Here is a 14,150-nt window from a genome sequence, read left to right on the forward strand (position 1 = left end):
TTCTCAATTCAAGTTTTGTAAAGAAGAGCTAGCAATTTTTGCAGCTTCACTCGTGGGATACTCAGTCATTACTTTTTCCCAAATCTCTTTTGCTTTGACTAGATTACCAAGTGCTGCTTCAATAGCACCTAAATTATATTGAACATCGGGTGAGTCCGGTTCTTTTGCCAGAACTGCTTCCATTTGTTTTTTCGCTTCGGTAAAGTTTTGCATATTGTAGTAAACTGTGGCAACTTCGAGTCGGATATCTGTTCTTCCTGAATCAAATTCTAATATTTTATTATATACCTCCAATGCTTCATCTGGCTGATGTGCTGCCGCTAATAACCGTGCATATTCAAGAGCATTTAGAGTATCGGAAGGATTATTCTCATATCCTGCTTTTAGACGAGCCATGTTCTCTTTAAATTCACTTGAAACATTTCCGCTGCCCGGTGCATTCCCGAGATTTTGATGAATATCATCCTGCGGTAATTGAGATTGGTTTGTATTCCCTTGAAATGAAGAAGATGAGGTATCTTCCGAAGTTATTAATACTAGTGAAATAATAATAATTATAAAAGCACCAAGATATATGTGAATAGGTCTTATTTTCATTTTTACTCCTTTTTAGAAAATCCATTTATAACCGAATGCCAATGTTACTCCAACATGAACTAACATTATTATTAACATAATTATTGCAAACGGTAAATGAAAGATGTGCCAATACCTAAAGATACTTTGCATTGATCTCAAAAGTTTTATCCTTCTATTGAGAGTCAGTTTAGTTTTGGTAAGCTTTAAAATTGTTTTTTTGTTTTGTTTTGAAACTTTATTGTAGGTTAAATTTTTATTCACTTTATAAAGTATTTTTGAAGTTATCCAATATCCTTTCAGAAGAAATGTAAAAATACCGCTCTCGGATTTCATATAATTTTTAAAATCAAAATTATTTATTTCATCTTTTAGATCTTGAGAAAGACCTTTTTCCCCTTCTAATTTCTCAGCCATTTCTTCATCAATTAATCTGAGTTCGTTCAACGATAATTCTTTACCCGAAATACTTCGAGGAATTTGAATATAAATATATCTTCCAATAACACCACTTAAAACAACGGCGATCATACTCCAAAAGCTTACAGCAACAATTCCACCGAACTTGAATGCAGTATGAAATAAAACAAACATAGGACCAACACTGCACAAAAAAATGTGAAATTCGAGCCAATGTTTTAACAAACCAATTCTTCCGAATTGTCTTATTCTTTTTCTAGCAATATAAACTCCAACTCCGATGAGCATCATTAATGAACCAATAATTCCAAGACCGTGCCCTACTGAACCGCTCGGTTTTAAAGAAGTGTGTGAAGGATTAAAAAATCTTTCTTCTAGAGAGGTGGTATAGTAATCAAATCCGTTATAAATTAACAAGACAAACGAGGCAACACCTGCTAAAATGAAAACTCCAACATAAAGATTATGCTGCGTCTTAGTCATCAAAAAAACTCCTGTTGAAACTTTCCTTTCTTCAGAATGTTAAATTAATTCTGTTTATGCATTTGAATTTACTGATAAAATAAATATTTTCCAGATATAAGGTTATAAAAACTTGTATAGATTATACTGTCGATCCTAAACATAAATAAATTGTTAGTATTTTTATTTTTATTGTAACGTAAAAAAGATTATATTATTCTATTGCTATGATCAAGAAAAAACTATCTATATTATTTCTAATTTCTCTCTTTACAATATCCACAACAGGAATGCCAGTAATAGCTCATTTCTGCGGTTCGATGGATTCAATCAGTTTCTGGGACTCGATTCAATTTGGGGAAGAATGTGCAATGCATTCTCCAAAGGTTGAAGAAGTTTCTTGCTGTGAGTCTGAAACTGATGAACTTTCCACACTGATGAAGTATATAGACAATTGCTGCCAAGATTTGATTGTTGATAATTCGATAAAAGACACATTCCTTTCTTCCAAAACTCAACTGAATATTGCAAACGAAGTTTTTTCATTGCTTTCATCTGAAAGTTTTGATACTGAGTTAAACTTAACAAGAAATGAATTTTTTAATGTTCACTCTCCCCCACTGATTTCAAGTAATAAAATCTATCTCTCCATTTCCGTATTTCTAATTTGATACTTACACAATTATAACTGCTTAGTATTAAGTAAGTAAGAATTATTTATTCCGATTGACTTAATGAGTGTATTCTAGTTTTTAATCGCTATTCAGAGCATAATCTTAGTAAATTGATTAAGTCTTTATGTTAATCATAATCTTACTCTTAATCCTAATCTCAATTAATTTTTAAAATTACTTGCCTAAGCGGTTATCAATCAAACATACATTAACAATCAAACTAAATAAAAAGGAGTATCACCATGAAAACTATAAATAAATCTATCGTTCTGTTTTTATCATTATTAATGTTGTCATTTATAAATGTCTCTGCACAAGAAGAAGTTGCAAAGGTTACCACAGAGTTTAAAGTCTTTGGTAATTGCGGGATGTGTGAAAAAAGAATCGAGAAAGCCTTAATGGTCGATGGAGTTGAATCGGCTGACTGGGATAAAGAATCCAAGATGGCAACTGTTGTTTATCTCAAAGGAAAAATTAGCGAAGATCAACTACATAAAAACGTTGTAGAAGTCGGACATGATACAGAAAAATATAAAGCTTCAGATGAAGTTTACTCAAAGCTTCCAAACTGCTGCAAATTCGATAGAGAAGAACTAAAATCAGATGAGAAAAAGGAAAGTAAAAGTAAACAAGAAGAAAACTAATCGTTTATATATTTAACTAAGAAGACAATGATAAATACACTAATAAAATTCTTTCTCGAAAATAAGCTTGTTACGGTGCTGCTTCTCATTTTGTTTGTGGGATGGGGCATCGTAACGGCTCCTTTTAATTGGGATATTGAACTTCTTCCACGTGATCCAGTTCCTGTAGATGCAATTCCGGATATTGGTGAAAACCAGCAAATCGTATTTACCGAATGGATGGGAAGAAGTCCCCAAGATGTCGAAGACCAAATTACATATCCGTTAACAACTTCTCTTCTTGGTTTGCCTTCAGTTAAAAGTATAAGAAGTACATCGATGTTCGGCTTCTCAAGTATTTATATAATCTTTGATGAAGATGTTGAATACTATTGGAGTAGAACTCGTGTGCTCGAAAAATTAAATTCGCTCTCAAGTGATTTGCTGCCAGAAGGAGTTTCCCCTACATTGGGCCCGGATGCAACTGCATTGGGACAAATATTTTGGTACACACTCGAAGGAAGAGATCAAGATGGGAACCCAATTGGCGGTTGGGATCCTCACGAATTGAGAACAATACAAGACTACTATGTTCGTTACTCATTGACAGCATCGGAAGGTGTTTCAGAAGTTGCATCAATTGGCGGATTTATAAAAGAATATCAAGTAGATCTTGATCCCGTTGCACTAAAAGCACACAATGTAAGCATGATGCATGTTGTTGACGCAATTAAACAAAGCAATCTTGATGTCGGTGCAAACACTATCGAGTTAAACTTGGCTGAATATTATGTGCGCGGATTGGGTTATGTAAAATCTTTAGAAGATATTGAGCAGGCAGTAGTAAAGGTAACAGATAACATTCCCATTAGAATAATTGATGTTGCTAAAGTAAACATTGGGCCAGCACCGCGAGGTCATAGCGGATTCTTGGACAAAGGCGGCGCCGAAGCGGTTGGCGGAGTTGTTGTTGCTCGTTATGGTGATAATCCGCTTAAGATTATTCAGAATGTTAAAGAGAAAATAAAAGAAATTTCTCCGGGACTTCCCTCTAAAAAACTTGATGACGGAAGAATATCAAAAGTTACAATAGTTCCATTCTACGATCGCACCGATTTAATATATGAAACACTCGGTACGTTAAATGAAGCAATTAGTCTTCAAATTCTAATAACAATTATAGTAATCATTATTATGGTAATGCATCTGCGAGCTTCTTTAATGATTTCTGCCCTGCTCCCTATTGCAGTGTTGATGGTCTTTATAATGATGAAATATTTTAATGTAGATGCCAACATTGTTGCACTTTCCGGTATTGCTATCGCGATAGGTACAATGGTTGATCTCGGTATTATTCTTAGTGAAAATATTCTTCGGCATAAAGACGAAGCCCCTCCGGGACAATCAATGTTGATGACTGTTTACAATGCATCGGCTGAAGTATCATCGGCAATAATTACTGCTGTATCAACAACAATTGTTAGTTTTCTTCCGGTGTTCACATTGCAAGCAGCAGAAGGAAAATTATTCGGACCACTCGCTTTCACAAAAACATTTGCATTGGTCGCGGCTCTAATTATAACATTATTTATGATGCCGGCATTTGCTCATTGGTTATTTTCGTTAAGGACACGTAAAAATGTTCATCGAGTTTATCTTAACATCGCATTGATTGTATTCGGATTTATTTCATTATTCTGGATCACTTGGGCAGGTGTTGTTTTAATTTTACTTGGATTAAACAATACTCTCTACAATCTATTTAATGATGAGGAAATAAAAGAAAATCCATTTTACAAAAAATATAATCTTTCCCGATACCGTTTATACATTGACTTTCTAATAAAACATCACGAAAAAATTACAGTAGCAATAATTACTGGTGCTGTTGCTTGGCTACTTGCCGGAGAGTGGATGCCGCTAGGTGTGAAGAATCCTTTGTTAATTAATTTCTTTTTTATAATTCTCATTATTGCTCTCGTGCTTGGCATCTTCAAAGTATTCATAAATTATTATCCCAAGATTTTAAAATGGTGTCTTGATAATAAAAAGATATTCTTAACAATTCCGATCTTTATAATTTTGTTCGGGATAAATATTTGGCTCGGATTCGACAAATTTTTTGGAATCATTCCCAAAGGGTTTGATGCAGTTGGATTAAACATTCGCACTACAACTCTTTGGAGTACTCTATCACATTCATTTCCCGGAATGGGAAAAGAATTTATGCCCTCTCTTGATGAAGGTTCGTTTTTATTGATGCCTACTTCAATGCCGCATTCCGGGGTTGAAGCAAACCAAAAATATTTGCAACAACTTGATATGCGTGTACAAGCAATTCCGGAAGTAGAAACAGTTGTTGGTAAAGCCGGTAGGGTTGAAAGTGCACTTGACCCAGCACCTCTTTCGATGTTTGAAAATGTTATCCTTTATAAAAACGAATATATAACTGATGAAAACGGTTATCCTATCCGTTTCAAGATTGACGACAACGACGAATTCGTTAGAGATGAAAAAGATAATTTAATCGAAGATAATAATGGTAGATACTTTCGTCAATGGCGTGATCACATTAAATCACCGGATGATATTTGGGACGAAATTGTAAAAGCTACAAATGATATTCCCGGTGTAACTTCAGCGCCTAAATTGCAGCCGATTGAAACTCGACTTGTAATGCTGCAAACCGGTATGCGTGCCCCGATGGGAATTAAAGTTTATGGTCCAGACTTAAAAACTATTGAAGACTTCAGTCTAAAATTAGAATCGCTTCTTAAAGAAGTTCCTTCAGTTAAACCCGAAGCAGTATTTGCTGACCGAAGTTTAGGTAAGCCTTATCTTGAAATTGATCTTGATCGTACGGAAATGTCTCGTTACGGATTAAGTATCGGTGATGTTCAAATGTATATCGAAGTTGCGATCGGTGGTATTCCTTTAACACAGACGGTTGAAGGACGTGAACGTTTTAATATACGAGCAAGATATGCAAGAGAATGGCGAGATAATCCCGAAATGATTAGACGAATTTTAATTCCCACACCAACCGGTTCGCAAATTCCGCTTGCACAAATTGCAAAGATCGAATTTCGCCAAGGTCCGGCAATGATAAGGGGTGAAGATACATTCCTTGTCGGTTATGTTTTGTTGGATAAAAATCCCGGCTATGCAGAAGTAACAGTTGTTGAAGAAGCTCAGAAATACCTTGAGTCTAAAATTGCCTCCGGTGAATTGGAAATACCGGCGGGAGTTAGTTATAAATTTTCCGGAAGTTATGAAAATCAACTTCGTGCTGAAAAGCGTTTAAGCATCATTGTTCCGCTTGTTCTTGCTGTTATCTTCTTGATATTATATTTCCAATTTAGATCATCTACCACATCTCTCATGATTTTTACAGCAATAGCACTTGCATTTGCTGGTGGCTTTGTAATGCTTTGGTTTTATGGACAAAACTGGTTTATGGATTTCTCATTATTCGGGACTAACATGAGAGAATTATTCCAAATGCGAACATTTAACTTAAGTGTCGCTGTTTGGGTCGGTTTTATTGCATTGTTTGGAATTGCTACCGACGACGGAGTAGTAATTGCAACTTACTTGAAGCAGAGTTTTCAAAAAAATAAACCTGAAAGCTTAGAAGAAATTCATACCGCAGTATTAGAAGCGGGAATTAAAAGAGTTCGTCCTTGTTTGATGACAACTGCAACAACATTGTTAGCGCTGTTACCTGTTTTAACGTCAAGCGGAAGAGGTTCGGATATTATGATACCTATGGCAATACCGGCTTTCGGCGGAATGACGATTGCGTTGATTACATTGTTTGTTGTACCCGTACTTTATTCTGCCCGTGAAGAATTTTTATTAAGGAAGAATCAATAATGAAAAAAATAACTTATAAACCGTTGAAACGGTTCTTAAACTTAATTTACCTCTTATTAACCAACGGATTAATCCGTTGGGTAATTGAACAAAAAAAACATAATTCCAACTGTTTCAACAGTTTTAATCCTTATAAATCTTTCAGATGGTCAATTTCTGCTATTATAATATTTTCAGTAAATGTTATTACTGTTCATTCACAAACTCTTAATGATTACCTGAATATTGCGGCTGAAAATAACCCCGGATTAAAATCAAAATTTTATTCATACCAAGCTTCATTAGAAAAAATCAATCAAGTTGGTAGCCTGCCTGATCCACAACTTACTTTCGGTTACTTCCTTGAACCGATGGAAAGATATATGGGCAACCAGGTAGCAGATATTTCTCTTATGCAAATGTTTCCATGGTTTGGTACACTTGGAGCTGCTGAGGAAGAAGCCGCTCTTATGGCTAAAGCTAAATATGAAGCATTCAACGATGCAAAAAGTATGTTATTCTTTGAAGTTAAGTCAACTTGGTATGAACTTTACCTGCTTCAGGAAGAAATAAGAATAACCGAAGAGAATTTAGAGATCCTTCAAACATTGGAAAAGCTTGCAATCAATAGATTAAAAAGCGGTGGAACAAGTCAAACAAGAAGTTCAAAAACCCCGTCAATGAATTCCAAACAATCTTCTGCTTCATCAAACGGTATGGGTGGAATGAGTATGAGTAATCAAAGTTCCAGCTCAACGCCCACTTCCGGTAAATCAAGTATGAGTAGTATGTCTGCGATGAATGCTGATAATTCAATGATTGATGTACTTCGTGTGCAGCTTGAAATAAACGAATTACAAAATAAATTAGAACTAATGCACGATAGTATGCACCCACTAATGGTACGGTTTAATAATTTATTAAACCGGTCAGAAGATGAATTTGTAAATATTCCCGATACACTCCAACCTTCTCAATTACCCGGGAAGGATAATGAATTAGCAAACAATATTCGCTCTCTAAATCCGATGATTCGCATGCTTCAAAAAGAAGAAGAAGCATTAATTGCAAAAGAGGAAATGAATAAAAAAATGGGTTACCCGATGATTGGTCTGGGTTTGCAATATTCTATTTTTCAACAGAGACCCGGATCGATGATGGAACCGAATAATATGGTAATGCCGATGGCGACAATTAGTATTCCTCTATGGCGAGGCAAGTACGATGGAGCTATCGATGAATCAGTAATTCGACAGAAAGAAATCTCTCAACTTAGACTTGAAACAAGTAATCAATTAATTTCGAGCTATGAAAACATCATAAAATATTTCAATGATGCAGAAAGACGAATGACATTGTATCAAAAACAAAGGGATATTGCACAACAAACTCTTGATTTACTTATTGTTCAATATTCAACATCGGGTACACAGTTTGAAGAAGTACTAAGAATACAGCAACAGATATTAGATTATCGTTTACGAAGTTTAAATGCTATTGTTGATCAAAAAAAAGCTGTGGCAATGCTTGAAAGGTTGTTGGGAAGATAAACTTACTAATGAAAAATTGTTGATGGGAAATGGAATCAAAGATATTTGGAATTTGTTTTTTGTGTTTTTGAATAAGGGTTTTTCTAAAGAATTAATTTGTGTTTTTAATTAAGGAGAATTATATGGACGAACATAATCATAAAGACAGTGGTCATGAACATCATCCTCATAATAAAGAACCAGAAAAACACACACATCATAAGAAACATGATGAACATGATATGCAAGAGCATAACAAAAAACAAAATGGACATGATCATGGCGGACATGATAAACACGCCGGTCATTCGGTGGAAGGTTTTTTGAAAAAATTTATTATCAACACTATCGTAACAATACCGGTTCTTGCATTATCGCATATGATACAACAATGGCTTGGTTTTGAATTGACATTCATCGGTGATAAATATGTTTTGAGTGCTCTTGCAACTTTCATATTCTTTTACGGCGGATTTCCTTTCTTAAAGGGATTGTATGATGAAGTCCGAACAAAAAGTATCGGGATGATGACTTTAATTGGAGTTGCTATAACCGCAGCCTGGGCTTACAGCTTTGCAGTTACACTCGGACTTACAGGGATGGATTTTTACTGGGAGATGGCAACTTTGATTGATATTATGCTTCTCGGTCATTGGCTTGAAATGAAATCAGTTAAAAGTGCATCGCGTGCGTTGGAACTTCTAGTTAAAATGATGCCTTCGAATGCTCACCTTGTATTAAATGGTGAGATGAAAGACGTTCCGGTTGAAGATTTAAAAGAAAATGACATTGTAGCAGTTAAACCGGGAGAAAAAATTCCAGTTGACGGAGTTGTAATTGACGGCGAAAGTCACCTCGATGAAAGTATGTTAACAGGTGAAAGCAAACCGGTTAAAAAGAAAAAAGATGATCACGTTATCGGTGGTTCAGTCAACGGTAACGGTTCTTTAAAAATAAAAGTTTTGCATACAGGTAAAGACAGCTACCTCAATAAAGTAATAAAGCTCGTTGAAGATGCGCAAAAAGTAAAATCGAAAACTCAAAATCTTGCCGATCGTGCTGCAAAAATTTTAACATTTGTAGCTCTAATCGGTGGTGTTATCACTTTGATTGTATGGCTTGCACTTGGATTTGAATTTGTTTATGCACTGGAAAGGATGGTAACTGTTATGGTTATCTCATGTCCGCATGCACTAGGGCTTGCTGTGCCTTTGGTAGTTGCAATCTCAACAACAATGTCTGCAAAAAAAGGATTGCTTATCCGTAACCGCACTGCATTCGAAAATGCACGGCTAATTAATACAATAGTTTTTGATAAGACCGGAACTTTAACTAAAGGTTCACACGAATTATCTGGAATAATAGTGATTGATAATCAATATGATGAGAAAGAACTCCTCAAATTTGCATCAGGAATTGAAAAACACTCTGAACATTATATAGCAAGAGGATTCATGAATAAAATTAAAGAAGAAGGAATTAAAGTTCCTGAATCCGAAAAATTCGATAGTATTCCGGGCAAAGGCATTGAAGGAATTGTTGAAGGTAAAGAAATAAAAGTTGTTGGACCAAATTACCTAAAAGAGAAGGAAATTGAGATACCGGATTCTGCGAAAAACGCAACCGCAGCAACAATCGTATATATCTTGATTAGTAACAAACTTGTCGGTTATTTCACATTTGCAGACCAGATACGTGAGGAATCTTTCGATGCAATAAAAACTCTAAAGAGCGAGGGAATTAAAAACTTATTACTTACTGGTGATAATGAAAAAGTTGCGAAGAAAGTCAGTGATGAATTAAAAATGGATGGATTTATGGCAAATGTCCTGCCTCATCAAAAACTTGAAAAAGTTAAGGAACTTCAGAACAATGGTGAGTTTGTTGCAATGACAGGCGATGGTGTAAATGATGCACCTGCACTTGCACAGGCAGATGTTGGTATAGCTGTTGGTTCGGGAACTGATGTGGCTGCCGAAACAGCCGATATAATTCTTGTAAACTCAAATCCGAAAGATATAGCTGATCTTATTTTATTCGGCAGAGCGACTTATAAAAAGATGATGCAAAACCTAGTCTGGGCTACAGGTTATAATATTATTGCTATTCCTTTGGCTGCAGGTGTGTTGTATAACTTTGGAATAGTTTTAAGTCCGGCTATCGGAGCAGTATTAATGAGCATGAGTACTATCATCGTTGCAATTAATGCTCAGCTATTAAAAAAATCAATGAAATGAATTAAATAAGTGAGAAAAAAATTATGAAAACAATATTTAAAAACCGGATATTCCAATTTTTTCTGGTGCTATCGGCAGGACTTTTAATCGGCTGGTTTCTGTTTGGCGGCAATAATTCTGAAACTCATCTGCATAATAATGAAGTTGCTGAAGAAACAATATGGACTTGCTCAATGCATCCACAAATTAGGCAAAATGAACCGGGCAAATGTCCAATCTGTGGAATGGATTTGATTCCCCTATCCAATAATAATCAAGAGGTTCAAAATAATTTTACTTATTCAATGTCACCGGAAGCAGCAGCTTTAGCAAATGTCCAAACAAAAAAAGTAACTTACAATATTCCTGAATATGAAATAGCATTAACAGGTAAAGTATTTCCCGATGAAAGAAAACTTGTTTCAATAACTGCCGACTTTTCCGGTAGAATTGAAAAATTATTTGTTGATTTCACCGGGCAAACAGTACAAAAAGATGAAAAACTAGGAACGATCTATTCACCTGAATTAGTAAGCGCACAAAAAGAACTTCTTGAAGCTGCAAAGAACAAAGAAAGCAATCCTTCTATTTATTCAGCAGTTAAAGAAAAGCTTCGTTTATGGAAAATGACAGAAAAACAGATTTCTTATATTGAATCTGCAGGCGAAGTATTTACAGAATTAGATATTTATGCTGATGTTTCCGGGATTGTCACAAAAAGAAATATTTCAACTGGAGACTATACAAATAAAGGAGATATTCTTTTTGAAATTGCAGACCTGAGTTCTGTATGGATTATGCTTGATGCTTATGAAAGTGATCTTCCTTGGATTAATCTTGGAAGTAAAGTGAATTTTAATGTAGCTTCGCTACCCGGTAAAGAATTTAGTTCGACTGTTACATTCGTTGATCCGTTAATCAATCTTCAAACAAGAACAGCTTCTGTAAGAACCGAAACCAGTAATCCCGGTTTATTGTTGAAGCCGGGCATGTTTGTTAATGCAATTTTGAAATCAACTTCATCAAATTTAACAATGTCCAGGAACAGTGGATCAAAATCATTGATGATTCCTAAAACATCTGTGTTGTGGACTGGCAAGCGTTCGGTAGTTTATGTAAAAACACCAAGAGCCGAATCCCCTACTTTTGAAATGCGTGAAGTAATTTTAGGTCCACAAGCCGGGAATAATTACATAGTCGAAAAAGGTTTAACCGATGGTGAAGAAATAGTTGTTAATGGAGTCTTCGCCGTCGATGCTGCAGCGCAGCTCAGTGGCAAACATAGTATGATGAATCAACCTGAAAGCAAACGTCTTGAAGTTAATAATACATTCAAAACACAATTAACAGATGTTGTAAATAATTACTTTCTTCTTAAAAATGCCTTTGTAGAAAGCGATGTGGCTAAAGTAAAAAAAGAAGCACAAAAAGTTAACCGTTCTCTAAAAAATGTAAATATGAGTTTACTTGAAGACGAGCCGCATCATCAATGGATGGAAATAGAAAATAATGTAAGTAGTTCACTTTCTTCTGTAATAGAAACCAACGAAATAGAAGAACAAAGAAAACATTTTGAAATAGTTTCAGAAGCATTAATTAAAGCTACAGAATTATTTGGAGTTAACATTGATTGGGTATACGTTCAATACTGTCCTATGGCTTTTGACGATAAAGGTGCATATTGGTTAAGTGAATCTGAAGAAATAAGAAATCCATATTTTGGTGATATGATGTTAACTTGTGGAGAAGTTACAAAAAAAATTAGTGCAATAGATAGCTATAAAACTTCTGAAGAAAAAACTAACCGGCAATCGGAACATCAACATTGATTATATTAACATTCTCTAAATAATTAATTTTTCATTTTATTGTGAAAACATGGCTAATGATGTAACTGAGGTCATTCTAACTGCGCTGGAATTAAAAGTTCACTTTGGTGAGCATATAATTCTAGATCAAGCTTCTCTAAGTGTACATGAAGGAGACCGCATCGGTTTAATTGGTAAGAATGGTGCCGGGAAATCTACTTTCTTAAAGATCATTACCGGTTTAATTGAACCGGATTCCGGATTTGTAAGTAAAAAGAAAGAGCTTAATGTTAGTTTCCTTTCTCAAGACTTTACCCTTGATGAAGACAAAAATGTTTATGAAAATATTTTAGCCGGTGCAGAAAACGAATTGAATTTAATTAAAAGGTATGAAGAAACTCCATTCGATTCGCCAAAGAAACATTTGCTTGAAGAAATTATTATTCAAAAAGACTCTTGGAATCTTAATAAGCGTATAGAATACTTAATTAAAACATTGGGAGCTCCGGCAAAAGAAATTTTAATAACAAATCTATCCGGTGGTGAAAAACGTCGTATCGCTTTATGCCGTGCGCTTATCTCAAATCCGGATTTACTTATTCTTGATGAACCAACAAATCATCTTGATACCGAATCGATTGAATGGATTGAAGACTTTCTAGCTGCCTATAGCGGAACTTGTATTTTTGTTACACACGACCGTTACTTTCTTGATAGAATTGCAAATAGAATTGTTGAACTCTCCTCGGGAAAATTTATTTCTCATCAAGGCAATTACACTGCATACTTAATTAATAAAGCTGAACGCCAAAAGCTGCTGGAAATTGAGGAAAGAAAACGCCAAAACTTTTTAAAACGTGAGCTTGATTGGATAAGAACGGGACCGAAAGCAAGACGAACTAAAGCGAAAAGCCGTATTGATAATTTTTATGAGGTTGCGTCAAATTCAAACTTTGAACCGGAACTTGAAGTTGATTTGATCATTCCCCCTTCAGAAAGATTAGGTAACAAAGTTGTTGAGCTAAAGGATGTCGGAGTTAAGTTTGGTGACAAAATTCTATTTCAAGGATTTGATCACATTTTCCAACCAAAAAGCAAGATAGGAATTGTCGGAAGAAACGGAACCGGAAAAACGACTTTATTAAAATTAATTTTAGGTGAAATAACTACTTATCATGGTAAGGTCGAGATTGGCGAGACAACTAAGTTCAACTATATTGATCAAGCCAGACTCCTTCTTAATGATGAAGAAACTGTTGTCGAAGCAATTGGTGAAGGAAGTGATTCTATCTTATTTGGCAAACAACAATTATCAATCTGGTCTTATCTCAAGCGTTTTCTTTTCACTGATGATAGGATTAACACACTTGTTGGACGTTTATCCGGTGGTGAAAAAAGTCGACTAACACTTGCAAAAATTTTAAGCAAAGGCGGCAACTTTATTATGCTGGATGAACCAACGAATGATTTGGATCTTCCAACCCTTAGAATGTTGGAAGAAGCTTTAATCTCATTCGAAGGATGTGTTTTAATAGTCAGTCATGATCGCTATTTCTTAAATCGAGTATGTAATGGAATAATTGCTCTCGAAGGAAATGGAAAGATTTATTATAGTGAAGGCGATTATAATTATTACATTCAAAAACGTAGCAATCGTAAAAGTGAACATGAATCAGCCAAAATAGACTCTACAAAAAAAGTAGTCCGTGAAAAACCAAAACGAAAAAAACTTAGTTATAAAGATGCAATGGAACTTGAACAAATTGAACAAAAGATAGTATTAGCAGAAAGTGAAGTTGAAGAGATTGAAAGAATATTTTCTTCACCCAATTTTTATGAAGAATATAGCAACCGGATAAATGAGTTAAAGGACAAACTCACGATCTCACAAGAAAAAGTAAAAACTCTTTACGAAAGATGGGTTGAACTTGATAAAATTAAAGAAGATTTGACTAATCAAGAGTGATCGGAATTTACTTATATATTT

9 protein-coding genes are annotated in these 14,150 nt (G+C 34.9%); 7 read left to right on the top strand and 2 right to left on the bottom strand.

Annotated features, from left to right (window positions below; all coding sequences use genetic code 11):
- Nucleotides 1-3 precede the first annotated feature (3 nt).
- Entirely contained in the window at nucleotides 4-597 is a 594-nt protein-coding gene (locus QY331_09620) for a tetratricopeptide repeat protein (GenBank protein WKZ68211.1), read from the bottom strand.
- A gap of 12 nt (nucleotides 598-609) precedes the next feature.
- Nucleotides 610-1,479 carry a hypothetical protein gene (locus QY331_09625; GenBank protein WKZ68212.1) on the bottom strand — a complete coding sequence of 290 codons (870 nt, stop codon included), beginning with the start codon at nucleotides 1,477-1,479 and terminating at the stop codon, nucleotides 610-612.
- A gap of 299 nt (nucleotides 1,480-1,778) precedes the next feature.
- Here QY331_09625 and QY331_09630 point away from each other — a divergent pair, with 299 nt between their 5' ends.
- The 7 genes from QY331_09630 (at nucleotide 1,779) to QY331_09660 (ending at nucleotide 14,129) form a co-directional block, all read left to right on the top strand.
- Nucleotides 1,779-2,129, top strand: a complete 351-nt coding sequence (locus tag QY331_09630) for a hypothetical protein (protein ID WKZ68213.1) — start codon at nucleotides 1,779-1,781, stop codon at nucleotides 2,127-2,129.
- Nucleotides 2,130-2,374: 245 nt separating this feature from the next.
- Nucleotides 2,375-2,776 carry a heavy-metal-associated domain-containing protein gene (locus QY331_09635; GenBank protein ID WKZ68214.1) on the top strand — a complete coding sequence of 134 codons (402 nt, stop codon included), beginning with the start codon at nucleotides 2,375-2,377 and terminating at the stop codon, nucleotides 2,774-2,776.
- 27 nt (nucleotides 2,777-2,803) lie between these two features.
- Nucleotides 2,804-6,631, top strand: coding sequence for an efflux RND transporter permease subunit (locus tag QY331_09640; GenBank protein ID WKZ68215.1), 3,828 nt, complete (start codon nucleotides 2,804-2,806; stop codon nucleotides 6,629-6,631).
- Nucleotides 6,631-8,160, top strand: coding sequence for a TolC family protein (locus tag QY331_09645; GenBank protein WKZ68216.1), 1,530 nt, complete (start codon nucleotides 6,631-6,633; stop codon nucleotides 8,158-8,160). Before QY331_09640 ends, QY331_09645 begins: the two co-directional genes overlap by 1 nt.
- A gap of 122 nt (nucleotides 8,161-8,282) precedes the next feature.
- Nucleotides 8,283-10,376 carry a copper-translocating P-type ATPase gene (locus QY331_09650; protein ID WKZ68217.1) on the top strand — a complete coding sequence of 698 codons (2,094 nt, stop codon included), beginning with the start codon at nucleotides 8,283-8,285 and terminating at the stop codon, nucleotides 10,374-10,376.
- Between the two features lie 23 nt (nucleotides 10,377-10,399).
- Nucleotides 10,400-12,184 carry an efflux RND transporter periplasmic adaptor subunit gene (locus QY331_09655; GenBank protein ID WKZ68218.1) on the top strand — a complete coding sequence of 595 codons (1,785 nt, stop codon included), beginning with the start codon at nucleotides 10,400-10,402 and terminating at the stop codon, nucleotides 12,182-12,184.
- A gap of 49 nt (nucleotides 12,185-12,233) precedes the next feature.
- Nucleotides 12,234-14,129: an ABC-F family ATP-binding cassette domain-containing protein gene (locus QY331_09660; GenBank protein WKZ68219.1), complete on the top strand. Its 1,896-nt coding sequence runs from the start codon at nucleotides 12,234-12,236 to the stop codon at nucleotides 14,127-14,129.
- Nucleotides 14,130-14,150 lie beyond the last annotated feature (21 nt).

The sequence above is a fragment of the Melioribacteraceae bacterium genome (assembly GCA_030584085.1).
Lineage (GTDB): Bacteria > Bacteroidota > Ignavibacteria > Ignavibacteriales > Melioribacteraceae > SURF-28.

Excerpts from the sequence above, each read along its gene's own strand:
- QY331_09620 (WKZ68211.1), bottom strand. The coding sequence starts at position 597 with ATGAAAATAAGACCTATTCACATATATCTTGGTGCTTTTATAATTATT.
- QY331_09625 (WKZ68212.1), bottom strand. The coding sequence starts at position 1,479 with ATGACTAAGACGCAGCATAATCTTTATGTTGGAGTTTTCATTTTAGCA.
- QY331_09630 (WKZ68213.1), top strand. The coding sequence starts at position 1,779 with ATGGATTCAATCAGTTTCTGGGACTCGATTCAATTTGGGGAAGAATGT.
- QY331_09635 (WKZ68214.1), top strand. The coding sequence starts at position 2,375 with ATGAAAACTATAAATAAATCTATCGTTCTGTTTTTATCATTATTAATG.
- QY331_09640 (WKZ68215.1), top strand. The coding sequence starts at position 2,804 with ATGATAAATACACTAATAAAATTCTTTCTCGAAAATAAGCTTGTTACG.
- QY331_09645 (WKZ68216.1), top strand. The coding sequence starts at position 6,631 with ATGAAAAAAATAACTTATAAACCGTTGAAACGGTTCTTAAACTTAATT.
- QY331_09650 (WKZ68217.1), top strand. The coding sequence starts at position 8,283 with ATGGACGAACATAATCATAAAGACAGTGGTCATGAACATCATCCTCAT.
- QY331_09655 (WKZ68218.1), top strand. The coding sequence starts at position 10,400 with ATGAAAACAATATTTAAAAACCGGATATTCCAATTTTTTCTGGTGCTA.
- QY331_09660 (WKZ68219.1), top strand. The coding sequence starts at position 12,234 with ATGGCTAATGATGTAACTGAGGTCATTCTAACTGCGCTGGAATTAAAA.